Here is a 22,471-nt window from a genome sequence, read left to right on the forward strand (position 1 = left end):
ATGTTCCCAGGAAGGATGAATCCAAGGATGTTAAAACAAATGCAGAAGATGATGAAAGATTTTGGAATGGATGCTGAGGATTTAAAAGCGGTGAAGGTAACAATCGAGTTAGAGGACAAAATACTTGTGTTTGAAAAGCCAAAGGTTCAATTAATGGATATGATGGGGACCAAAACATACTCCATAACAGGAAAGGCTAAAAAGATTAAGAAAGAAACAGAGGAAAAACCAGAAGAGAAAATAAAGGATGAAGAAGTTAAATTAGATATCACTGATGAAGATATTGAAATGGTAATGAATCAGTGCAATGTTTCAAAAGAAGAGGCTAAAAAGGCATTGGAAGAATGCAACGGAGATATAGCTGAGGCGATTTTAAAACTAAGTGAATAAATTTATTGAATTTTAAATTATAAATTATTAAACTTATTTTTTTACGATAAACCGCCGAGAAAGCCAACGATTTTAATCGTTATACAAAACATAGTTTTGTAAAATCTCTTACGAGATTGGATGAGAGGCGCACATCATTTTTTTTATATACTCCACTACATAATATATGAGTGTAATTAGAATAATAGCATATATATAAATTTGGTGAATTCCATGCAAGTAACCAGAGTGCTGACAATAAACCTAACCAGAAGTTTAAATAATGAACAATTAATAATCATAAACCATTTAACCTATTCAGCATCAAAACTCTGGAATACATCCAACTACGAAGTAATACAGCGAAACATTAAACCAAATAAAATAGATGTTCAAATGAAGAACAACTTCTGGTTTAAAAACCTGCACTCACAGTCAGCACAGGCAGTATGTCAAAAACTTCAAATTAGACGAAAACCTTCGGTTTTCGTTGCTCGCTTGCTACGCAAGCGATTGCATGGCAAAACTACTTCAAACAACACACTAAAAGACCACGATACCAACCAAAAGATGGACACTTTCCCGTAAAATGGAAGAAGCAAGGTTTCAAAATCATAGGCAATAAGTTAAGATTATCCTTATCTAAACAAACTAAAAACTATCTCAAAGAGAAGCATGGTATCAAGTGCAGGTATCTATGGGTAGGGTTATCGAAAACTCTACCGCTTGATACCATGCAGGTTAAAGAAGTTGAGATAGTTCCGCAGACCATCTATGGGATAACCTACTACATACTTCACTTAATCCATAAGAAACCAGTAATTCAAGAACCTATCAAAGAAGGTAATATATTAAGTATTGATTTAGGAATTAAGAATTTAGCAACAGCAATAACAAACACAGGTATCAGGCGAAAACCTTCGGTTTTCGCTACTCACCAACATCAGTTGGTGAAAGCAGTAATCTACGATGGAAGAAGGTTAATTTCTAAATTCCGATGGTTTGCTAAAACAAAGGGGAAAATACAGTCTGCACTAACAAAACAGGAGTTAAAGAATAACAAAAGATTATCACACTTAACAGTAAAGGAGAAAAACTACACTAAGGATTATCTTCATAAGGTCAGTAAGATGATTGTTGATTTTGCAGTAGATAATAAAGTTTCAAGGATTGTAATCGGCGAGTTAAACAAAGGTATTTCAAATATTAATATTGGTAGAAAGAACAACGAGAAAATACACAAGATACCTTTTGGTAGGTTAGTAAGTATGATACAGTATAAAGCAGAGGAAAGGGGATTAACAGTAGAACAGGTTAATGAATCTTATACTTCTCAAACTTGTAGTAATTGTGGTGTGGTTAAAAAGAGTAATAGGAAGTATAGGGGTTTGTATGTGTGTAGTGAGTGTGGTATGGTTTTGAATGCTGATATTAACGGGGCTTTGAATATTTTAAAAAAAGTATTTTCATGTAGCGTAGCCCTGAACCCGTTAATGGGTAGGGGTAGTGGGCTTGGCAACCCATGTAGGGTTAGACCCTGCTAAAGAACCCCACGATTTTAATCGTGGGAGTATGTCAGGTTATTAAAAATTTAAATAAAAATTTAGATAATTTATAACATGCTGAATTATCGGTGAAAAAAATGGATATTGAAGGATATGTAAAAAGATGTTTGGAGAGAAAAACACCTGAAAATAAAATAATCGAAGATGGATTTAAGAGAGTAATGGAAGTCAAAAAAATAGATGAGGAAATTGCAAAGGAATTTGTTGAGGCAGTAATTCAAGAGGTAAAAACCACTCAATCCTATAAAAAAATAGACGATGAAAAATTAAAATATATTTTGGACTGTGAGGAATCAGGAGTATCTATGGGAGAGATTGGAGGAGGTAGTAGAGGAGAAGGAGATTTTTTCATACATAGGCAGATAGCAAGGATAATCGAAAGCACAAATCAAAAAACAGAAGTTGATAGCAGGGAACAGGATGATGCAGGAGTTGTAAAATCGAACGCAAACTACATAGTTGTTGCAGTTGATGGAACTCATTCAAGATTAAGTGATTTTCCTTTTTTAGCTGGTTTTCATGTCACTAGGGCATGCCTTAGAGATGTTTTTGTAATGGGTGCAGACCCTGTTGCACTTATAAGTGATATCCATTTAGCAGATGATGGGGATGTATCCAAGATATTTGATTTTACAAGCGGTATTTGTGCAGTATCTGAGGCAATAGGCGTTCCATTGGTTGCAGGAAGCACATTAAGAGTTGGGGGAGACATGGTATTGGGAGATAGAATGGTGAGCTCCGTAGGGGCAATAGGAGTAATTGAAGATAACAAACCAACGGCAAGGAAAAGAGCAGAAGTTGGAGATGTAATTTTAATGACTGAGGGAAGCGGTGGAGGAACAATATCCACAACGGCATTATATTATGGGATGTTTGATGTAATTTATGAAACACTTAATGTGGATTTTTTAAAGGCATGTAAAAATCTCATAAAACACGACCTATTGAAATATATCCATGTAATGACTGATGTGACGAACGGAGGACTCAGGGGGGACGCCTACGAAATTTCAAAAACTGCAAATGTTTCATTGGAGTTTTATAAGGATGAAATATATAGTTTGATAAATCCAAAGGTTTTGGATATGCTGAATAAGTTGAATATTGACCCATTGGGCGTTTCAGTGGATAGTTTATTGATAATAGCTCCAAAGGAACATGCGGATGAAATCATGGAAAAAACTGGTGCAAAGATAGTTGGAGAAGTAAAGGAAGGAAATACCAGTTATTTAATAGATAATGGTAAAAAAATCCCATTGATTCCAGAGTTCAGAGAGGCAGCATACACCCCAGTTAAAAAAGTCGTGGATAAAATGAAGCCCGATAAAGAAGAATTTGAAATTATGAAGAAAAAGGTTAAAAAGGCATGTGATGAGGCAATTAAAAAGAAGGAATTTGTAAAGGAGTTATTGAATAAAAACATTTAATTCATTTTTTATCATTTATCATTATTATTTTTATTATCTATCTGTATCATTTTATTTACCTTTATTCCCTTATTTACTCTCGCATATTACATTTTTCATTTTTTTATTTTCACAGTTGTGTATGTTATTGACACTACTCAATAATGTATATATAGCTGTTTCATAACATAGTAATGTGTAGTAAAAATACTACATATTGTCAAATAATAAAACATGGTGATAATATGAAACCATCAACCATACTATTTGGGGCATTGGCATCTCTTTTAATAATTGGTGGGATATATGCCTACAATACGGACACTACGGTAAATGGGACAATATCAAATGCGGTAAATTGCCTTTGCGGTTCCGAATGCAACTTCACAGGACAAGAATCATGTATTTGTGGTAATGAATACCATCATTCAGAAGAAGATGGATGCTGTGGAATGGCATACAGGCACGGTCATGGATACAGACACGGAGCTCAGAGCTGTGCATACCATAATTATGATAATCAATAAGTTTAAATAAATATAAATAAATATAATTACATGAATATTTTTATAATCAAGAGGTGATTATATGCTGAAAAAATTAATGGTGCTTCTATCACTGATAGCACTGTCGGCATCAGCAGTATCTGCAACAGATGTCGTATTGGTAAGTGATAATTATGCAGACCAGACGGCTGCTTTGGAAGTTGCAAATGTATTAAATGCAACAGTAATTACTACAACATGGGGAATATACAACGAAAGTGTAATTGATGAAATAAAATCACTTAATCCCGATAAAGTAATAGTAATTGGTGGAAATTTAGCAGTTGTTGATGATTACATCATTGCATTAGAAAATGAAGGTCTCACAGTTGAAAGAATAGGCGGACAGACAAGATACGACACAAACGCAAATATCACATTGAGATTCCAAAATGAGTTTGCTCATGCATATGGAAATGCAACAATCTGCGTTGCTCATGGAATGGATGATATATCACTAAATGAAACAATGGCAAGAGTAAGAGACGGTCATTGTTTGGTAGTATTATCAAACGGCACTAACTTATCAGTAGAACCTGAAAGATTACATTTGAGAATTAACAAAGTAGAAGTAATTGAAAATCCAGCTTGCCCATACAACCACTCAGCAGTGGTAAATGGATTGAGAAATAAGGGGCTTAATGTGGCTGTTCAGAACATTCCAGAAGACAGAGTAAAATCAATGATACAAAATAGAATAAGATACATGGAAATGAAAATTGAAATGTTAAAAGGACAGGGAATAAACACCACTGAATTGGAAGAGCAATTAAACGAAGTCAATGCATTAATGAACCAGAACAAGTATCAAGACGCATACAGAATAATGATGCAGTTAGAAGGGGAGCAAATGGCAACAGTTAGATTGCACTTGCAACCTGGCGGCCATGGTAAAATGATGGGGAACAATACAAACATGGGCAACATGGGAGTTCCTATAGACCATCAAAATGTTGGAAATGCAGGAACTCCTGCAAACACCAACGCACCTATGAACCATCAATATGAAAACACCACAGTAGGAAATGCAGGAGCTCCACACATTAATCATCAAAACATGAAAGTGATGGAATAATAAATACACAACATTAAATCTTTTTTATTTTTTAAATTTAAGGTGATATTATGAAATATATCTTAAAATTAACGGTTATATCATTGGTTGCTTCTATGGTTCTTTTGGCAGGATGTGTATCTCAAAATACAGATACTCAGGTGCCAAATAACCAAATACAAAATAATCAAGTTGATTATCATCAAAATCAAATGGGTATGGGAAAAGGAGGAATTGTAAATAATAATGGAGATGTAAATGTTAGCTTAATGTGTGAGAATATTGATGCACTCCCGCAACAGTCAATAAGTGAAGAAGAAAAGGAAGGATTAATTGAAATGAGGGAAGAAGAGAAATTAGCAAGAGATGTTTATTTAATATTATATGATAAGTGGAAATTACAGATATTCAAAAATATTGCCAATAGCGAACAAACCCACACTGATTCAGTAAAATATCTCTTAGAAAAATACAATATCTCAGACCCAGTTGAAAGTGAAGAAGTTGGAAAATTCTCAAATCCAAAATTTGAGGAATTATATAATAGTTTAGTTGAAAAAGGTAGTCAGTCAGCTGTTGATGCGTTGATAGTTGGGGCTACTATTGAGGATTTAGATATTGCCGATTTAGAAAATTGGATAAACAAAACCGATAACGAAGACATAAAATTGGTTTATGAAAATCTAATGAAAGGTTCAAGAAACCATATGAGAGCTTTTGTTGGGATGTTAAATAACTACGGGGCAAATTACACTCCACAATACATAAGCAATGAAGAATATGAGCAAATACTAAGCAGCTCAATGGAGAGAGGAGGAGGACCTAACAGGTGAGATTATGAAAAAACTATTTTTTATTTTTTTTAATATATTTTTAATATCCTCTTTAAGCACAATTTACGCATGGGATGACTGTCCTTATGGTAAAACTGATTCATCATGCACATTTCCAGGAGAGTGTGGAAAATACATTGATACAAACAACAACGGGATATGTGACCACAGTGAGCCAGCACCTACTATGAGCGGAGCTCCGTCAAACATACCACCAACAAGTGAAGGAACGATGTCGGAGGAACTTATTGATAAATATGTTCCAACGCCAAGTAGTGAGTTGAAAAACTACACTATAAAACAGGTGTGCGAAGAATATAACCTAAGTCAGGATTGTTTAATTAATGCTTTAAAATCAAAAATAAATGAAATCAACGAAATGAGCAAGAGCTCTCCATCTGATGAGATACAGCTTACAGAAGAGATAGTTGATGAATATATAGACATATCAGGAAGTGAGTTAAAGAGCTATACCATAAAACAAATTTGCGAAATGTATGGTATAAATCCTGAGGATTTAAAGAGAAATTTAGGGGTATCGGTGGATGATGACACTACATTCGATACCATTAAAAAAACTTATGGAATACCACCATCAAAATCCAAAGAGGCAATACTTAAATGTTTAATAGATGATGGAAAAGTAGTTTTAGACACTAAAACGGTTCAAGATTCTATTGATAAAAGTAATCAATTAAAAGAAACATTAATTAATGAATTAAACGAAAACACCACTTTAAATGAAATTAAAGAAGTTTATGGGTTATCTCCAACTGACCTTAAAGAGGCAATACTTAACTGTATGATTGACGAAGGAATTGTAAGTATAGACAGCACAAATGTCTCCACCAATGGTGATAATTTAAATACTTCCGAATCCATAATTGATAAAATAATAAAGTTCTTATTCACAGAACTGGATTTAAGAAATTTATTTAAAAGTAATTGATTATTTTAGCTTTTTACTGAGGTGGAGATAATGCCTTATGGTGCTGGAATTAACCATATTGGAGGAAATACTATGCCAACTACAACAACAGGACATTTTTTTGGATATGAATGGGATATAGTAATTGTGCTTTTGGTAATTATTATAATAATGTTAGCATATTTGATATTTAAAAAACCAAATAGCGATATAGAATTGGCAAAAATAGAAAAGGATACTGCGGAAATAAAAGAAACTGTTAAGGAGTTGAAGAAAAAATGGGAAGAGATTGAGTGATTTTATGAATTTGGAAAAAACTATTAAGATAGGAGATGCACTGTCTAACCCTGTAAGAATTAAAATAATTCATCTTTTGAATAAAAAACCCATGAACATTTATGAATTGGCAAAAACACTAAATCTATCAAGACCGGTTATATACACCCATTTAAAAAAATTGGAAGAAGCTGATTTAGTGGAAAGTGATTTAATATTGGATGATGCAAGGGCTAAGAGAATATACAAATCAAAGGAATTTAAATTTTGCATAGACAATGATAAAATAGATGAATTTTTTGAGTGATATTATGGATAAACTACAAACTGTAAGAAAAATAGTCCAGTCGGCATTTTTTATAAAATTTGTAATCTTATCAGCCGTTCTTTCAAGCTTCTTCTGCCTGTGCATTTTTGGATATATTGAGCAATTCATATTGATGGGGAGTATTTATTTCGTTCCCGTTGTGGTTGTAATATCCTTGCTCACAATAATTTTTGGAAGAGTATTTTGCGGTTGGATGTGTCCATTGGGTTTTATTTTTGATTTAACATATAAGTTAAGAGTTAAGTTATCAGGGTTAAAAAAACTTCCAGAAGTTCCAAAAAACATCCACAATAAATTAAAATACTTAAAATATGTTATGTTGGTGTTATTCATTATATTAACATACCATTTTACAACATACGCCTATTGTTCAGTATGTCCTATCGGAGCTCTCACAAACTTATCTGGAACTCTAATTTCATTTGCCATTCTCGTCGGATTTATAGTATTGGGGTTCATATATCCCATGGCATTTTGCAGATATTTCTGTCCAATAGGGGCATTACTTGGGCTACTTTCTATAAAACCCATATTTAAATTGAAATTAAATGATAAATGTGTAAAATGTAGAATGTGCGAAAGAAAATGTCCAATGCAGATAGAGCTTACTGAAAAAATAGAACAGCATGAATGTATAAGATGCTTTGAATGTATAAGTTCATGTAGGAAAAAAGGAGTTGATTTTACCTTTAACTGACCTACTCCAACGAGTGAACTCGTTGGGTTCTCGCTTACGGTAGTAAGCGAGCAACGAAATCACGAAGTGATTTCGTCTAATTTTAGTAGGGTTTAACCCTACACGGGTGGCCAAGCCCACTACCCCTACCCATTAATGGGTTCAGGGCTACGCTATGCACTTCCAACCACTACCAGCGGTAGAGTTTTCACTAACCCCACCCATAGATACTTGGACTGGTAGCGTTACTTACTACTAATCTTCATATATTTATATTTTACTACTTACTAGCCGATATAATGTCCGCCTCTCATCCAATCTCGTAAGAGATTTTACAAAACTATGTTTTGTATAACGACTGAAGTCGTTGGCTTTCCCGGCGGTTTATCGTAAATCTTAATATTCATTATTTTACTTATTTTATTTTTTATTTATTAACCTTTGTATATCTTTTTCTTGTTATATTTTTATCATGTTTCAGTAAATAGTTTTCTAACCTCATCCACAGCATCCTTTTTTGCCAGAATAAGTATTCTATCGTCTGGTTTTAATTCTGTTTCGCCATCAGGTATTTTTAATTCATTCTCCTCATATACTGCAATTATTAAATATTCCTTATTTTTGCCGAGCTCCTTTATGTGTTTATTGGCTACCTGCGAGTTTGAGTCTATGATTAATTCGAGAATTTCCGCATCACCGCCACCTACGATTGCTAAATCTACAATCCCAGGTCTGTTTATGAGTTTTTCAATATAATTTGCAGCCACGAGCTCGGGGCTGATAACAACATCTACATTTAATTTTTCAAATACTTCCTTATATTCTGGTTCGCTAACCCTTGCAATTGTTTTTGGTATTTGGTAATTCTTAGCAAGCAAAGAGCTTATTAAATTTATCTCCTGATGACCAGTTACTGCGATAAACATATCGGCATCATCAATACCTGCATTTTCAAGGGTTTTGATGCTGGTGCAATCTCCATTTATCACCAAGGCATCAATTTCACTTGCAACATCTTCACAAACTTTTTTATCCATATCAATAAGCACTAAATCGTGATTTTTTCCTGAAAGGGATTTTGCCAGTGCAAATCCCACTCTACCCATTCCAGCTATTATTATATACATTTTATCTCCTACAATAACAGTATTTTTTCATAATATTCATTATATGCTCCATGAAAATGGGGAAGTGCGTTAAGCAATTCTGCTTCGAGCTCTTGAATAATTAAATGTTCCTCATAGGATATAATGTTAATAAGATTTCTCTTCCACGCCTCTTCACATTTTAAACTACATGGAATAAATCCAGACGGCATTATTATGGCAACCTTCTCCTTTACATCTTTATTATTTTCTAATATGTCTTTTTTTATTCCATCCTTTATTTCTTCTGCTTCCTTTAAGTGTTCGGCATCTATTCCAAATCTCGCAGATTTAAATGATTCCACACAGCATTTTGGATATCCCATTAATATCCCATATTCCTCTGGAAAATCTAAACCTGAATATACTCCGAGCTCAGATGAAACCATAGGGTCTATTGCAGGTCTAACCTTTGGATTGTATTTTTTAACAATTTCTATTTGTTTTGTAAGTCGATATATTATATAGTTATATTTTTCATCATCCATATTTTGAATACGGGAAGCTATAAAATTTAAATCTGATTTTCCTTCTCTTGCAGATGTTATTTTTTTAAGAATTTCTTTCATTGACTCAACAGCATTCATACTATCACATTTTATATTATTTAGGATAATAATATAATATTTTATTTTAAAATGGTGGTATTATGGAAGTGTATTATTCGATAATAGATAATTATGATTCATTAGATAATAATGTAGAGATACTAAATAAAACCTTCGAATCCATTAATTTAAATGAATTTGATAAAATACTTATAAAGCCAAATGTTTTAGGACCTTATCCACCAAATAGATGTGCAACAACTCATCCAAAATTTTTAGAGTGGATTTTGAAATATTTGATTGATACTAAGAACATAGACGCCAATAAAATCATTGTAGGGGACTCATCGGGATATCGAAGCGAATTCTATTGAATTCGCTGACTTACGAAAACTCTTCGAGTTTTCGTCAAGTTCTACAAAAAAATCCTTTGAAGTATCTGAGCTCAGAAAAGCATGTGAAAAATACAATGTAAAGCATCTTTCATTTGAAAACGATGAAGTTATAAAAACAAAAATACTAAATAGTGAAATAACACTTCCAAAAACCGTTGTAGATAGTGATTTGATAATAAATCTCCCAAAATTAAAAACCCACATACTTATGAAATACACTGGGGCAGTTAAAAACCTATATGGATGTATTCCCGGTGGATTGAAGCCAAAACTTCATGGTGTCTATCCAAAGGAAAATGATTTTGCAAAGTTATTGGTAGAGCTCCACAACACCATAATAAAAGATAAAGAAACAATTACCATAATGGATGGAATCTATGGGATGGAAGGAAATGGACCAAGCAATGGAAAACCTATAAATTCAAAAATAGTAATTGCCTCAAAAAGTTCTGTTGCTGTTGATTTATTTGCATCCTATTACATAGGATACAATCCCAACGATATTTTAACATATAGGTTTTTAGATGATGGTGTTGAGTATGAACTCATACATCTGACCTACTCCAACGAGTGAACTCGTTGGGTTCTCGCTTACGGTAGTAAGCGAGCAACGAAATCACGAAGTGATTTCGTCTAATTTTAGTAGGGTTTAACCCTACACGGGTGGCCAAGCCCACTACCCCTATCTCCGTTTAGGAGATTCAGGGCTACCTTTTGAATTTCCAAACACTACCAGCGGTAGAGTTTTCGATAACCCTACCCATAGATACTTGGACTGGTAGCGTTACTTACTACTAATCTTCACATATTTATATTTTACTACTTACTAGCCGATATAATGTCCCGCCTCTCATCCAATCTCATAAGAGATTTTACAAAACTATGTTTTGTATAACGATTAAAATCGTTGGCTTTCTCGGCGGTTTATCGTAAATAACAATAAAACCGAAAAAATCTCAAAATTACGATTTCCTTCGCTTCGCTCGGAAATGGATTTAAACAATATCAATAGGATGAAATTTAAAAAGCCAGATACATTTTATTTAATCTCCATATTTCCTCCAAAGATTGTAAAGCTGATATTTTCAATCATGGTTCAGAAACCGAAAATAAATAAGAGAAAATGTAGGAAATGTAAAATCTGTGAGTATGTGTGCCCAGTCAATGCTATATCAATAGATAATTTGAAAATAGATTCAAAAAAATGTATAAATTGCTATTGCTGTCATGAAATGTGCGGATTTGATGCCATCGATTTAAGAAGTAGGTTTTGGGTGAATTAGTTATTGATTATTTTTGCTCCTTTCAGAATCTTTAATTAACACTATCGGAGTATGTTCCAACTCACTTAATACATCCTCTGTAATTTCAAATGTATTGTATTTTTTCATAATATCATGGATTGATTTTGTAAAAGGCACCTGTGATGTATCTGCAAGATTTGCAATGTATAGGAGCTCATCCATGGTATATTTTTTATAGATTTCATTGCCTACAACAGTCAATGGGGTGGCCCCACATAATCCACCCACATTTAACAACCCCCCCAATTTACCAATTATGTATCCCAGAGCTCCGACTTTTGATATTATACCATCCATTGCATAAGGTAATGCTGTTATATACCACTTAAAAAATTTATATGTTGCATCGGTGTCTATAATCATAACCGCAACATCCAAATTTAATTCATCTTTAATGGCATTGTATAGTCTCTCCGCAGATTTTTTTGGATTTTTTGGAAGAAGTGCAGCATAGGTTCCCGGAACATTTGTTAAATCTACGCCCCCTTCCGAAGCAGGTTTTAACGCGTAAATAAGACCAACATTATCAATTACAACCTGTTTGTGCTTCAAAGTTTCTTTTTTTGGCATTTTTCTAAGATTTTTTACCCTATCCTTTCGTGTTTTTAGTATTGGCCCTAATACATAGCCCCACAGGTATTTTGACCAGTAATAGCAAAAATATGCCCAAAATTTAGGTTTGGCATTTTTTTCATCTACAAAATTATTTTCACTTGTTGCAACGAATTTTTCACTTAATATGATAAAATCGCCGTTTTCTATTTTTAATCCCTTTTTCATTTCTCTTTTTAGTGAATTTATCACTTCTGGAACAAAATCTTCGTTTCTTCGAATATATTTGGTTTTTATAGGTATTGCTTTTATGTGTTTAGTATATGCCCTATCTTTCATAGTCTCACAATTTAATAAATGTATAAATATCGAATAGTTTTGATTATATAAATAAATATATAACATAAGTGATAAAATAAGAATATATAATAAAAAAATAATATAATTATAAGCAATATATATAATAAAAAATAAAATGTGATTTTATGGACATGAGTTTGGGGTATCTGCTAATATTGGTGGGTTTGGCGTTAATACTTTTTGAAGTAATTACGCCCGGGCTTTATTTTCCAGCAATAGGTATAGCATTGTTGATATATGGCATATTCTTGATATTTCTGCCCTCATTGGCATTGCCTGTTGCCATATTGTCTGGATTAATTACCGTTTATATTATGTATCGTCTGGTGTATAATGTGGGCAGTGATATAAAAATAGGGGCAGAGCGATTCGTAGGAAGGGAGCTGATTTTACCTAATGATTTGGATGAACAGAGATATGGGCTGATAACCATAGACAATGAAAAATGGCACATCAAGGCAAAAGAACCTCTGAAAAAAGGGGATAAAATAAAAATAGTAGGTATTGAAGGGGTAAGTTTAGTTGTCGAGAAAATAAATAATACTGAAATAAATACTGAATAAAAAAACAAAAAATATTAAAAATATACGGAGGGGTATAATGAATTGGTTTTGGTTAATAGTAGGTTTAATGGTGCTCTATATAATAATAAAATCCGTGGTAATTGTAAATCAGTATGAATTAGGTATAATATTTCGATTGGGTAAAGTATCTAGGGTATTAAAACCCGGAGTAAATATACTAATACCACTTATAGAAGAACCTGTAAGGGTGGATGTAAGGACAAAAGTTATAGATATTCCGCCTCAGGAGATGATTACACGAGATAACGCCGCAGTTTCAATAGATGCGGTTATTTATTATAGAGTTGTAGATGTAAAAAGAGCTCTGTTGGAGGTGCAAAACTATGAGTATGCCATAGTAAATCTTGCTCAAACGACATTAAGGGCTATGATAGGTAGCATGGAGCTCGACGAAGTTCTAAACAAAAGGGAATTTATAAACTCAAAACTCTTGGAAACTCTTGATAAAGATACCGACGCATGGGGTGTGAAGGTTGAAAAGGTAGAGCTCAGGGAGATAGAGCCACCACAAGATATAAAGGATGCCATGACTCAGCAGATGAAGGCAGAGAGATTAAAGAGAGCCGCAATATTGGAGGCAGAAGGGGAGAAACAAAGTAAGATATTGAAGGCAGAGGGTATAGCTGAGAGTTTGAGAATTGAAGCTGAGGGACAGGCAAAGGCAATAAAAATTGTTGCAGAAGCCGCACAGCAATACTTTAAGGATGAAGCACAGCTTTATAAGGCACTTGATGTAACTAGCACGGTGTTGAAGGAAAACACGAAATATATAATCTCTGAAAATATAATGGATGTTGCAAAGAAGCTTATTAAAAAATAAGTTTTTAAGCTTTTTTATTTTTTTATTTTTAGTTTAATTTTTATTTTTATTATCTTATTATCTTTTATATTTATCACCTACTTTAATTACATTATTGCATTCATATATATTTATTTTAGACAAAAACTATATATACTACCTGCACCATATTATAAAACATAATAGTGCAATATTATGCCATAATCATAAACATTATATATTAAGTTAATCAATATTATTCATAAAATTACATGGGTGGTAGATTGGTAATCTGTCAAAAAGAATTTACAAATCTTTATTGGAGACATAATTATCCACAATATTGGAATAGGATTATAGAGAAAAATCATTTGAAGCCGGTAAATCAGCATGAATTCACAAATTTGCAAAGTTATAGGTTTATCGGTATGATGGGGGATGAGATATACAACGACATTACAACGGGACCATGTCTATTAACTCCGAAGGAGATAAGGAGCTTAAATAAGGATACTACTATTGAGGAAGTTCAAAAAATGCTTATGAGGCACCCTACATTTGAGGATTACGTTTCCATTGCTGTGGAGACAAAAGAGGAATATTCCACAAACATAATTATAGAAACATACGAATATGCAAAACTTATAGAGTATAAAACAGAAATCTCATTTGAAGAAGCTCTTAAACTAACAAAAAAAGCTGGGGAGAACTTTAAAAAATACTACGATAAAAAATTAAAAAATAAAAATAAAGCTGGGAAATTGAAATACTTCCCAACACATAAGTCATCATTTGACAGTAGGTTGAGGGAGCTCTGCAATGAACATTATCAATTTTACTTAAACAACTCAAACATGTCTAAAAAAGGTAGGGAGATTATAGAAACCAATCCTGAGGAAAGCACATGGTTAAGAATAAAAGTCTCATTCCTTCCAGAAGCCATCAATAAGGACAAAACAACAATAATTGAACCGGCTTCAAGTATTGAAGGAATGAAGTATGCGAATATGATTTCAGGGAGCTCCGCAGTAATTACAAGAAGCCCACCGACTCTCACGAATAAGCCAGTAATGAATGAAGGCTATGATTATGAGGTATTCTATTTAAACAACCCTATTGATGAAGAGATTAAAAAGTTCAGATTAAACGATGGTAAATCCCCATACGGATGCACATCATATAATTTACATGCCTTCCTATGTAATGATGATGAAATAAATATTGAGGAATTTGAAAATCATATAAAAGGGGATTGTAAAAAATGCATGGAATATTTAAAGGATAACATCAATAAATATATACTGAAATAAAAACAGGTGATATTATGGATGAAGTATATGATTTAATAATAATTGGTGGAGGTCCTGCGGGATTAACAGCGGGAATATATGCAATGAGGGCAAAATTAAACACTCTTTGTATAGAGAAAGAGAATGAAGGGGGAAAAATAGCAGAAGCAGGAATTGTGGAAAACTATCCTGGATTTGACAATATAAGAGGTTTTGAGTTAGCTCAAAAATTCGTAGAACATGCAAAGAAATTTAATTTAAATATTACTCATGATACAATTAAAAAAATCGACACATCAGATAGACCCTTCAAGGTAATTGGGGAAAATAACACATATACTGCAAAAGCCATAATAATAGCAACGGGAACAAAGGATAAAAAATTGGGATTAAATGAAGATGATTTCGTTGGAAGGGGGGTGAGCTACTGCACAACCTGTGATGCATTCTTCTACTTGAACAAGGAGGTAATAGTTGTTGGAAGGGGAACTCCTGCGGTTATGTCTGCATTGAATTTAAAGGACATTGTGAAAAAGGTAACTGTGATTACAGATAAGGAGGAGCTCAGGGCTGCTGAAAGTATTATGATGGAAAGATTAAACAGTGCTGAAAACATAGAAGTAATTACCAATGCAAAACCTTTAAAAATACTGGGTAGTGATAAAGCAGAGGGTGTTTTGGTATCAATCGACGGAGAAGAAAAGGAAATAAAAGCAGACGGTATTTTTATAAGCATGGGGCATATACCAAACTCTGAATTCTTAGAAGGTAGCGGCATAGAATTAAATAAAAGTGGGTTTGTGGTAGTGGATAAATCATGCAAGACAAATATTGATGGTATATTTGCCTGCGGAGATATTGCAGGAGGGGTTTTACAGGTATCCAAAGCAGTTGGTGAAGGTGCAGTTGCACTTGCCAGTGCTTCAAAGTATCTAAACAGTTTAAAATAATAATATGGAAACGGCGATAGCATGGATAATTATTCTAAATTATTAATATTAATCCCTCTATTTTTTATAGTATTGATTATGGGATGCATAAGTGCTAAACCTGCTATCTCCACTAATGATGGTATCTCATCAAATGCAGGTTTAAATAATGAAAATAAAACGGTCGTTCTTGAATTTTATGCCGACTGGTGCGGATACTGTAAGGCTCTTGAACCTACAATAAACAGTCTTGAAAAAGAAGGTATTGAGGTTATAAAAATAGATACCGATGCAAATCCAGATTTGGCTAACCAGTATGGTGTAAGGGCATTACCTACAATTATATATGTTAAAGATGGAAAAGTTGTTGATAAAACCATAGGATATAATCCAGAAGAAATAAAAGAAAAGGCTAAGAATTTGTATAATCAATGACTGTTTTTAATCGTTGCTCTCTTTTTATTTTTATAAAACCTTTTTTGCATTATTAAAGGTGGAAGTATGGATTTAATTTTAATTTTCATTGCAGGGATTTTTACGGCATTGGGGCCCTGTGTCATGACTGTGCTACCTGTTGTATTTGCATACACATTTGGAATTTCTGAATCAAAAACCGAAGCATTTATAATATCTTTAAGCTTTGTTCTGGGATTTTCCATAGTTTTTAGTTTGTTGGGGGCACTTTCATCAGCATTTGGAATTATTGTAGGGTTCTCGAATATAAAATATTTAGCAGGAGCTCTGGCTATATTATTCGGTATAATGATATTGTTTAAAAAAGGTTTTTCGTTTAGGTCGAAACAGAATCCATTTACAAAAATTATAAAAAAATTTAATAAACAGGTATCATTTAAATACAAAGTATTAACTTCAATTGTATTGGGAGTATCTTATGGATTTGGTGCAAATGTATGTGCAGACCCTGTTTTAGCAGGTATATTAACATATACAGCTTCAAAAGCGGATGTAATATTTGGATTTTTTGCACTACTAATTTATTCGCTGGGTTATGGACTTCCCATAGTATTGTTAAGTGTGGCTGGTGCAGAAGGTAAAAAAATCCTTGAAAATATTGCAGATTCTAAAATAGCAAATGTAATATCGGGGATAATACTTATAATACTGGGAATTTATCTAATCTTTGGTGTGGCTGTCGGATTATAAGTCTGAAAGTTTTATTTTAATGGTGGATTTTAAAAAAATGGTGAAATAAAAACATATGTTAATTCTTTAAGGAAGCGAGCAGCGAAAAACCTAAGGTTTTTCGTCTAATGTTGGATTTATTACAAACTTTTTATTGCAGTTTTTACATGGTATTTTTGTATTACTACTCCATTTGAGGTTGTGTATTTCCCACATCACTTACTTTCTGACCTACTCCAACGGGTGAACTCGTTGGGTTCTCGCTTACGGTAGTAAGCGAGCAACGAAATCACGAAGTGATTTCGTCTAATATAACAGTGTTGTTTGAATTACAATGTATACAGTTCAACTGGAAACACCACTTAGTTTTTTATAATACTTGGGTATCCAGTATTTATTTAAACCTTTTCAAAAAATAAAATAATATAAATTTATGCATTTTTGGATTTCCATTCATTCAATATTTTTTCCCAGTTGTTCTTCAAGAAATCACCCACCTGTGAGGAATCCCTTGTTCCAACTACGCATGTCCACCCAGTTTTTTCTTCAATATCTCCTCTTGCAGGAGCTGCCAATCCTGGGAGTATTATTATCTTATGATTTACCTTTTCCGCTACACCGGTTTCTTCTATAAGGTTCTTAGCATTTTCACCGCAGTATTGACCACCAGCAACTGCAACATCCACCGCTTTACCTTCTGTATCCATCGATAAGAGCCAGCATTTAACACCATCTTTCTCAAAGTCTCCTGTTACCGTGTAGAATGTTAATGAGAAGTTCGTAGTCATAATTACAGGGCTGTTTTCATCTGGGTTTCCTATTGGATATAATCCAGGTTCAACTGCCTGAGGTTTTCTTGGGTCGGTATATATTGCCTGTCTAAGTGTAAGTATTGGCATTAATTCCCATACCTCAGTTCCATGGAGAATCATTACATCGGCATACCTATTCAACATTGCATTTGCCGTTCTGGCTTCCATAACTCCTGCGGCTTTGTCAGGTTCTTCTATAAATTGATTTATTGGATTATTTCCATTTAAAACATACATATAGGTGTTTATTGGGAGTCCCAATATTGGGTATCCCAATAATTTATCCCCTCGTTCTATTGCACTTCTTCTTATCATTACAAACTTATCAAGTGTTTCTGCAATGTTTTCAGGTGTTGTGTGAGGGTCTAAAACCAAATCTTCAATACTATACTTAACGCATTCCTTAGCCATGCCCTTTAATGTTTTTATATCATCTGAGGATAAAACTAGTGCAAACTCCTTTCCAGCTTCTTTCTTTGCTATCAGCATTTTAAGGAGCTCTGCAAAGTTATCCTTTGTAGCTGCATAAATCATAGGTTTTGATTTAACAACATCCAAAGCTTTTTCTATATTATCGGGATTAAGTGAGCATAATGCAATAGGCAACTTTGTAGCTTCCTGAACAATCTCAACTGCCTTTTTAAACTTTTCAGGGTCATTAGATGCGTTCCTTATGGCAACGAAATCCAATTTTAATTTTTCCCCAGTTCTTTCAAATACAAAATCCTCAACATATTTTGCCCTGCTTTTTATTTCCTCTTCTGATAAATTATCTGATATATCTACACCAAGGGGAGTCTGGTTGAAAAATGAGAGCTCATACCTATACATTACCTCGTCTCCACCCATGACACATTTTTTATCTGAATGACCAAACCAAACTTCCTTTACAGGTGGGGATAGCATCTCTATAAGTTTCTTTTTATTTTTTTCAAATTTTGGCGTGTTCATTATAGGGCAGTGTTCAACCATTGCCTTTTTATTCTGCAATTTTGTTGCAAAAGCCATACAGGAAGATTCGCCACATTTTTTACAATTCGTTTTTGGTAGGAGTTTATAAATATCCATAGCACTTACTTTTGCCATTATTATCACCAATAAATAGATATGGAGTAATATAATGAGTAATAGATGATAGATAAATTAAATGAACAATTAATAATAAATGAATAAGCTGGAAATATGGGGGTAATAAATAATAATATTATGCCCTTATCCATTCGTAATTGTCCGTGTTTATTTTTACCTCTCCCGGTTTTGTAATTAGTGTTTTACCAAATTCTTTTAATACTGATATTGAAAGTGGGTGAAGCATCATGAATATATCTACACCACTTAAAAGCATAGTTAAACCTGTTGTAATTTCCCATAATGGAAGCCTGTATGTCCTATCGCCCCATTCAGGGTTTGCCATCCATGCTTCCCTTGCCCCAATGGCGTTTGTTGTTCCTGATGACATTGGCATATTTACGAGCTCATCCCCTTTCAATCCTGCCAACCTTAATCTTGTCATGGCATTTATTGAGAATTCAGCACCATATCCCAATGAACAGGTTGTTGGGTCCATTACAATCCTATCTCCATCAAGTCCATGGGATATTAATTTCCTGTTTAAGTCCTTAGCCATGTTTGGGTCCATAATTGTCCATGATAGCACATTGTGGTCGTATTTCATAGCAGCATCTGCAACCTTTTTATAATCTAAATCAAGGTTTGCCGATGCAAGTAAGCACTTTTCTCCCTCTGCAACTTCTGCACATGCTTCCAATACTATTGGGTCTTTTTTAGGGTCACCACTACCTCCAATTACAAATGGAACATCCACTGCCTGCAATAACTCTTCCATTAATTTAGCAGCATCTCTTGCAGGAGTATCTTTTATTTTTGGGTCTGTTGATATGTGGTGTATTGTAATCATATCTGCCCCAAATTCTTTCACACACTTTTTAGCCCATTCAGCAGGGTCGTGCATGACATCCTCAAAATACTGCCTAACATTTTTTGGAAGTCCTGGCATAGGCATGTCAAATATATCAAATGTTACCACAGGTGCATGTGGCTGAGGTTCTTCAAATCTATACAATGCCTTTTGACCTCCAATTTTTACAACTTTTCCTCTTCCTCCTTCTGATTTTGGTTTTCCAAACTGAACTTCTCGTATATATCCTTTGTATTCATTTATTGGAGTTTCCCAATCTACTTCTGGAATTTCTATTTTCAATTCTTTACTTAATCCGGCTTCTACAAGTGTTTCTTTTAGTGCTGGTGTTTGAGGTATTACCACAGGTGGAGCCGATGGTATATTTATTACCAGTTCATCTGCGGTAATCTCAATATTGTCTATTTCTACCCTACCTACTTTTTCCACTAGTTTTATTAGTGCATCAAAGTCCATATAATCACCGAAAAATCTATCATTATAAATCATTACAAATTAATAGATATTCTAAAAAAAGTTATATATAAATCTTTTGAATGAGGCGATATCATAAAGCTTAAAATAAGCTATTAAAGATTAATTAAAGATATATTTCTCAATTATAAACATTTTTTTAAGTATTATAGAATAGAAAAAGATATATATTAGAAATTATAATGGTTAAAAGGAGCCGTAAAATAATTATGGTTGAATAATATAAATAGTAATACTATAATGTGGCGCGGGGTGCTGTGCCTGGTGGCACAGGGCGGACTTCAGATCCGTCAAGTTCGTTTGAACTCGGGGTTCGATTCCCCCCCAGCGCCGTTTTTTATATATGTCTATTTTATTTTCCAGTGTTTGAGGGGAATTATGAAAAAAATATATTCCAAAACTGGTGATTTATCAGATTTTAAAAATGCCATTTCTTTTTTGCAAGACTTTACTGGATTTATAAAAATAGATAATGGAATGTTATTTTATATTGATTCAAAACTAACGTTCTCAATCTGGGGTGGAAAGAAATCTGACTTAAAAACAATATTGAAAAACCTACCTGATATATTTTCAATTGAAATATATAAATGTTCAAATGAAGACATTAAAAAAGTTATAGATAGTGAATTAAATAGTAATTCCACACCAACTGCCTCAAAACCTGAGCTCCTAAATGAAATATATGGGTCAATATCATCTAATGTAAAACCAGACGTAAATGCTGAAAATGGCATTTCAATAAACCTATATACAAATATATATAATTATGTGGGAATAGGATTATACGAAGTAATTTTAATACCGAAAAGATACAAATCCGATAAAGGAACATTGATATTCAAAAACTGTGATGAACTATTTGCCATATATGAGTCGAAAAATAAAACACTTGAAGGAAAAAAAGCACTTGGAAAAATAAAAACTGTGTTTGCAGTTAGTGAAATTACCGCATTTATTAAGAAAATACCCCTTAACACATTTAATAGTTATGTGGAAAAATACTCCAATGCTCTTTTAAAAACTCAAGTATCATTTGAGGAATTAATTAAAAAAATAAAAGAAAAAGGAACTAAAATAATTAAAAATGATTCATTGGTAAATGTTTTAACAGAAAAACCCTCATTAATAGAAATCGATAAAAATATGTATATTGTATCCAACGAAAAAAAACCTGTTTATGCATTTTTTGAAGACTATGATGGAGATAAAGCATACAGATATATTAAAAATTTCTGCATTTTTAACGATATCGAAATTAAAATATACCCTCTTGATAACGATGAGTTTAAGTTGTTCAAAGAATTTCAAGAAAATAGAATAAAACAGTAGAACGATAAATAAAACGCAATATAAGCAGTAGTAAATAAGTAGTATGTAATATCTAATTTATTTTGAATCTTTGAATATATTCTTCATATAGTATTTACTATATAGAGTTCCCCCCGGATTATGTGCTAAAATTCTATCCTTAACTAAAAATGTTGTTGCAGGGGCTCTTGAATATTTTTGAAATAATATGTCATGTCCAATACACAGACCTACAATAATGTTTAAATCTGTCTCTTTTTCATTTAAAATTTCAGCCTGAGCTATGGGATTGCACATGGATTCTCTATTGTTGGGATTTATTTTTGTTAGGTTGAGCTTATCCTTATCAATTCCGCAAACTTTGCAACATACGGAGTATGTTTTAAAATAGTTTGATAAAATCTTATCCAAAGTTTTTGCTTCATTTTCCAATCCAATACAGAAAACTATTCCAATTTTTTTACATTCCATCAATTTACAAAATTCTATAATCTCTTCCAATCTGTTCTTTTTCATATAGTAAGTTCCTTCAATGTATGATGAAACTGTTGCTATTTTTAAATTTTCATCTTTTTTATATTCTTTCATGACCTTTTCGCTAATTTCTTTTTTACAGCAGTTTTTTCCATCTGCACATAATTTTTTATCGCATACTGCACATTTCATTGTTTTACCTTTCTTTATTATATGTTTGTTTAAATATATTTATACATCCATTACTTTGAAAATAAACTTATCAACAATTAAAAACTAGATTTTACGATAAACCGCCGAGAAAGCCAACGATTTTAATCGTTATACAAAACATAGTTTTGTAAAATCTCTTACGAGATTGGATGAGAGGCGGGACATTATATCGGCTAGTAAGTAGTAAAATATAAATATGTGAAGATTAGTAGTAAGTAACGCTACCAGTCCAAGTATCTAT

At 33.1% G+C, this 22,471-nt stretch carries 27 protein-coding genes and 1 tRNA gene; 22 read left to right on the plus strand and 6 right to left on the minus strand.

The annotated features are described in order from the left end of the window. The 11 genes from Mjas_RS06030 to Mjas_RS06080 all read left to right on the plus strand — a co-directional run bounded on the left by Mjas_RS06030 (position 1) and on the right by Mjas_RS06080 (position 8,001). Positions 1–390, plus strand: coding sequence for a nascent polypeptide-associated complex protein (locus tag Mjas_RS06030; RefSeq protein ID WP_421077279.1), 390 nt, complete (start codon positions 1–3; stop codon positions 388–390). A gap of 213 nt (positions 391–603) precedes the next feature. Then, positions 604–957 (plus strand): hypothetical protein, encoded by a 354-nt coding sequence (locus Mjas_RS06035; protein WP_421077280.1) that lies wholly within the window; start codon positions 604–606, stop codon positions 955–957. Beyond that, positions 882–1,913: an RNA-guided endonuclease InsQ/TnpB family protein gene (locus Mjas_RS06040; RefSeq protein WP_421078590.1), complete on the plus strand. Its 1,032-nt coding sequence runs from the start codon at positions 882–884 to the stop codon at positions 1,911–1,913. Before Mjas_RS06035 ends, Mjas_RS06040 begins: the two co-directional genes overlap by 76 nt. 98 nt (positions 1,914–2,011) lie before the next feature. Then, complete coding sequence (locus tag Mjas_RS06045) at positions 2,012–3,361, plus strand: AIR synthase related protein (RefSeq protein WP_421077281.1); 1,350 nt, start codon at positions 2,012–2,014, stop codon at positions 3,359–3,361. Between the two features lie 224 nt (positions 3,362–3,585). Then, positions 3,586–3,867, plus strand: a complete 282-nt coding sequence (locus Mjas_RS06050; protein WP_421077282.1) for a hypothetical protein — start codon at positions 3,586–3,588, stop codon at positions 3,865–3,867. Between the two features lie 61 nt (positions 3,868–3,928). Beyond that, the gene (locus tag Mjas_RS06055) at positions 3,929–4,960 is read left to right on the plus strand and encodes a cell wall-binding repeat-containing protein (RefSeq protein WP_421077283.1); all 1,032 of its coding nucleotides are present in this window, start codon (positions 3,929–3,931) and stop codon (positions 4,958–4,960) included. 50 nt (positions 4,961–5,010) lie between these two features. Further along, positions 5,011–5,772 carry a DUF2202 domain-containing protein gene (locus tag Mjas_RS06060; protein WP_421077284.1) on the plus strand — a complete coding sequence of 254 codons (762 nt, stop codon included), beginning with the start codon at positions 5,011–5,013 and terminating at the stop codon, positions 5,770–5,772. A gap of 4 nt (positions 5,773–5,776) precedes the next feature. Beyond that, positions 5,777–6,721 carry a hypothetical protein gene (locus Mjas_RS06065; RefSeq protein ID WP_421077285.1) on the plus strand — a complete coding sequence of 315 codons (945 nt, stop codon included), beginning with the start codon at positions 5,777–5,779 and terminating at the stop codon, positions 6,719–6,721. A gap of 30 nt (positions 6,722–6,751) precedes the next feature. Beyond that, positions 6,752–6,997, plus strand: a complete 246-nt coding sequence (locus Mjas_RS06070) for a hypothetical protein (RefSeq protein ID WP_421077286.1) — start codon at positions 6,752–6,754, stop codon at positions 6,995–6,997. Positions 6,998–7,001: 4 nt separating this feature from the next. Next, complete coding sequence (locus Mjas_RS06075) at positions 7,002–7,283, plus strand: ArsR/SmtB family transcription factor (protein WP_421077287.1); 282 nt, start codon at positions 7,002–7,004, stop codon at positions 7,281–7,283. Positions 7,284–7,287: 4 nt separating this feature from the next. Beyond that, on the plus strand, positions 7,288–8,001 hold the full coding sequence (locus Mjas_RS06080; protein WP_421077288.1) for a 4Fe-4S binding protein: 714 nt from the start codon (positions 7,288–7,290) through the stop codon (positions 7,999–8,001). Positions 8,002–8,450: 449 nt separating this feature from the next. Here Mjas_RS06080 and Mjas_RS06085 read toward each other — a convergent pair whose 3' ends face one another. Next, on the minus strand, positions 8,451–9,107 hold the full coding sequence (locus Mjas_RS06085; protein ID WP_421077289.1) for an NAD-binding protein: 657 nt from the start codon (positions 9,105–9,107) through the stop codon (positions 8,451–8,453). An 8-nt stretch (positions 9,108–9,115) separates the two neighbouring features. Continuing rightward, positions 9,116–9,712, minus strand: coding sequence for a DUF483 domain-containing protein (locus Mjas_RS06090; protein ID WP_421077290.1), 597 nt, complete (start codon positions 9,710–9,712; stop codon positions 9,116–9,118). A gap of 62 nt (positions 9,713–9,774) precedes the next feature. Here Mjas_RS06090 and Mjas_RS06095 point away from each other — a divergent pair, with 62 nt between their 5' ends. The 3 genes from Mjas_RS06095 to Mjas_RS06105 all read left to right on the plus strand — a co-directional run bounded on the left by Mjas_RS06095 (position 9,775) and on the right by Mjas_RS06105 (position 11,351). Next, positions 9,775–10,047: a DUF362 domain-containing protein gene (locus Mjas_RS06095; RefSeq protein WP_421077291.1), complete on the plus strand. Its 273-nt coding sequence runs from the start codon at positions 9,775–9,777 to the stop codon at positions 10,045–10,047. Further along, a complete protein-coding gene (locus Mjas_RS06100) occupies positions 10,043–10,642 on the plus strand; it encodes a DUF362 domain-containing protein (protein ID WP_421078591.1) in 600 nt (199 codons plus the stop codon). The genes Mjas_RS06095 and Mjas_RS06100 overlap by 5 nt, the downstream gene beginning before the upstream one ends. A gap of 415 nt (positions 10,643–11,057) precedes the next feature. After that, a complete protein-coding gene (locus tag Mjas_RS06105) occupies positions 11,058–11,351 on the plus strand; it encodes a DUF362 domain-containing protein (RefSeq protein WP_421077292.1) in 294 nt (97 codons plus the stop codon). Here the strand turns inward: Mjas_RS06105 and Mjas_RS06110 are convergent, their stop codons facing one another. Beyond that, positions 11,352–12,263, minus strand: coding sequence for a coenzyme F420-0:L-glutamate ligase (locus tag Mjas_RS06110; RefSeq protein WP_421077293.1), 912 nt, complete (start codon positions 12,261–12,263; stop codon positions 11,352–11,354). 146 nt (positions 12,264–12,409) lie between these two features. Between Mjas_RS06110 and Mjas_RS06115 the strand changes: the two genes are divergently transcribed. The 6 genes from Mjas_RS06115 to Mjas_RS06140 all read left to right on the plus strand — a co-directional run bounded on the left by Mjas_RS06115 (position 12,410) and on the right by Mjas_RS06140 (position 17,028). After that, positions 12,410–12,847, plus strand: coding sequence for an NfeD family protein (locus tag Mjas_RS06115; RefSeq protein WP_421077294.1), 438 nt, complete (start codon positions 12,410–12,412; stop codon positions 12,845–12,847). A gap of 37 nt (positions 12,848–12,884) precedes the next feature. Further along, complete coding sequence (locus Mjas_RS06120; RefSeq protein WP_421077295.1) at positions 12,885–13,688, plus strand: SPFH domain-containing protein; 804 nt, start codon at positions 12,885–12,887, stop codon at positions 13,686–13,688. 242 nt (positions 13,689–13,930) lie between these two features. After that, on the plus strand, positions 13,931–14,956 hold the full coding sequence (locus Mjas_RS06125) for a hypothetical protein (RefSeq protein WP_421077296.1): 1,026 nt from the start codon (positions 13,931–13,933) through the stop codon (positions 14,954–14,956). A 14-nt stretch (positions 14,957–14,970) separates the two neighbouring features. Then, positions 14,971–15,885 (plus strand): F420-dependent thioredoxin reductase, encoded by a 915-nt coding sequence (gene trxR / locus Mjas_RS06130; protein WP_421077297.1) that lies wholly within the window; start codon positions 14,971–14,973, stop codon positions 15,883–15,885. 21 nt (positions 15,886–15,906) lie between these two features. Further along, positions 15,907–16,299 carry a thioredoxin family protein gene (locus Mjas_RS06135; RefSeq protein ID WP_421077298.1) on the plus strand — a complete coding sequence of 131 codons (393 nt, stop codon included), beginning with the start codon at positions 15,907–15,909 and terminating at the stop codon, positions 16,297–16,299. Positions 16,300–16,365: 66 nt separating this feature from the next. Further along, the gene (locus Mjas_RS06140) at positions 16,366–17,028 is read left to right on the plus strand and encodes a cytochrome c biogenesis CcdA family protein (protein ID WP_421077299.1); all 663 of its coding nucleotides are present in this window, start codon (positions 16,366–16,368) and stop codon (positions 17,026–17,028) included. 410 nt (positions 17,029–17,438) lie between these two features. Here the strand turns inward: Mjas_RS06140 and acsC are convergent, their stop codons facing one another. Then, positions 17,439–18,905, minus strand: coding sequence for an acetyl-CoA decarbonylase/synthase complex subunit gamma (acsC, locus tag Mjas_RS06145; protein WP_421077300.1), 1,467 nt, complete (start codon positions 18,903–18,905; stop codon positions 17,439–17,441). A 118-nt stretch (positions 18,906–19,023) separates the two neighbouring features. Next, entirely contained in the window at positions 19,024–20,214 is a 1,191-nt protein-coding gene (gene cdhD, locus Mjas_RS06150; protein WP_421077301.1) for a CO dehydrogenase/acetyl-CoA synthase subunit delta, read from the minus strand. A 262-nt stretch (positions 20,215–20,476) separates the two neighbouring features. Here cdhD and Mjas_RS06155 point away from each other — a divergent pair. Next, positions 20,477–20,565, plus strand: a tRNA-Sec gene (locus tag Mjas_RS06155). A 45-nt stretch (positions 20,566–20,610) separates the two neighbouring features. After that, a complete protein-coding gene (locus tag Mjas_RS06160; protein ID WP_421077302.1) occupies positions 20,611–21,564 on the plus strand; it encodes a hypothetical protein in 954 nt (317 codons plus the stop codon). 57 nt (positions 21,565–21,621) lie between these two features. Here Mjas_RS06160 and Mjas_RS06165 read toward each other — a convergent pair whose 3' ends face one another. Then, the gene (locus tag Mjas_RS06165) at positions 21,622–22,209 is read right to left on the minus strand and encodes a DUF1847 domain-containing protein (RefSeq protein ID WP_421077303.1); all 588 of its coding nucleotides are present in this window, start codon (positions 22,207–22,209) and stop codon (positions 21,622–21,624) included. Positions 22,210–22,471: the final 262 nt, after the last annotated feature.

Source organism: Methanothermococcus jasoni, from assembly GCF_049075655.1.
Taxonomy (GTDB): Archaea; AGJL01; Methanococci; order Methanococcales; family Methanococcaceae; genus Methanofervidicoccus.

Bases quoted from the DNA above. Each gene is read 5' to 3' on its own strand.
- Mjas_RS06030 (WP_421077279.1), top strand. From the start codon at position 1: ATGTTCCCAGGAAGGATGAATCCAAGGATGTTAAAACAAATGCAGAAG.
- Mjas_RS06035 (WP_421077280.1), top strand. From the start codon at position 604: ATGCAAGTAACCAGAGTGCTGACAATAAACCTAACCAGAAGTTTAAAT.
- Mjas_RS06045 (WP_421077281.1), top strand. From the start codon at position 2,012: ATGGATATTGAAGGATATGTAAAAAGATGTTTGGAGAGAAAAACACCT.
- Mjas_RS06050 (WP_421077282.1), top strand. From the start codon at position 3,586: ATGAAACCATCAACCATACTATTTGGGGCATTGGCATCTCTTTTAATA.
- Mjas_RS06055 (WP_421077283.1), top strand. From the start codon at position 3,929: ATGCTGAAAAAATTAATGGTGCTTCTATCACTGATAGCACTGTCGGCA.
- Mjas_RS06060 (WP_421077284.1), top strand. From the start codon at position 5,011: ATGAAATATATCTTAAAATTAACGGTTATATCATTGGTTGCTTCTATG.
- Mjas_RS06065 (WP_421077285.1), top strand. From the start codon at position 5,777: ATGAAAAAACTATTTTTTATTTTTTTTAATATATTTTTAATATCCTCT.
- Mjas_RS06070 (WP_421077286.1), top strand. From the start codon at position 6,752: ATGCCTTATGGTGCTGGAATTAACCATATTGGAGGAAATACTATGCCA.
- Mjas_RS06075 (WP_421077287.1), top strand. From the start codon at position 7,002: ATGAATTTGGAAAAAACTATTAAGATAGGAGATGCACTGTCTAACCCT.
- Mjas_RS06080 (WP_421077288.1), top strand. From the start codon at position 7,288: ATGGATAAACTACAAACTGTAAGAAAAATAGTCCAGTCGGCATTTTTT.
- Mjas_RS06085 (WP_421077289.1), bottom strand. From the start codon at position 9,107: ATGTATATAATAATAGCTGGAATGGGTAGAGTGGGATTTGCACTGGCA.
- Mjas_RS06090 (WP_421077290.1), bottom strand. From the start codon at position 9,712: ATGAATGCTGTTGAGTCAATGAAAGAAATTCTTAAAAAAATAACATCT.
- Mjas_RS06095 (WP_421077291.1), top strand. From the start codon at position 9,775: ATGGAAGTGTATTATTCGATAATAGATAATTATGATTCATTAGATAAT.
- Mjas_RS06105 (WP_421077292.1), top strand. From the start codon at position 11,058: ATGGATTTAAACAATATCAATAGGATGAAATTTAAAAAGCCAGATACA.
- Mjas_RS06110 (WP_421077293.1), bottom strand. From the start codon at position 12,263: ATGAAAGATAGGGCATATACTAAACACATAAAAGCAATACCTATAAAA.
- Mjas_RS06115 (WP_421077294.1), top strand. From the start codon at position 12,410: ATGGACATGAGTTTGGGGTATCTGCTAATATTGGTGGGTTTGGCGTTA.
- Mjas_RS06120 (WP_421077295.1), top strand. From the start codon at position 12,885: ATGAATTGGTTTTGGTTAATAGTAGGTTTAATGGTGCTCTATATAATA.
- trxR (WP_421077297.1), top strand. From the start codon at position 14,971: ATGGATGAAGTATATGATTTAATAATAATTGGTGGAGGTCCTGCGGGA.
- Mjas_RS06135 (WP_421077298.1), top strand. From the start codon at position 15,907: ATGGATAATTATTCTAAATTATTAATATTAATCCCTCTATTTTTTATA.
- Mjas_RS06140 (WP_421077299.1), top strand. From the start codon at position 16,366: ATGGATTTAATTTTAATTTTCATTGCAGGGATTTTTACGGCATTGGGG.
- acsC (WP_421077300.1), bottom strand. From the start codon at position 18,905: ATGGCAAAAGTAAGTGCTATGGATATTTATAAACTCCTACCAAAAACG.
- cdhD (WP_421077301.1), bottom strand. From the start codon at position 20,214: ATGGACTTTGATGCACTAATAAAACTAGTGGAAAAAGTAGGTAGGGTA.
- Mjas_RS06160 (WP_421077302.1), top strand. From the start codon at position 20,611: ATGAAAAAAATATATTCCAAAACTGGTGATTTATCAGATTTTAAAAAT.
- Mjas_RS06165 (WP_421077303.1), bottom strand. From the start codon at position 22,209: ATGAAATGTGCAGTATGCGATAAAAAATTATGTGCAGATGGAAAAAAC.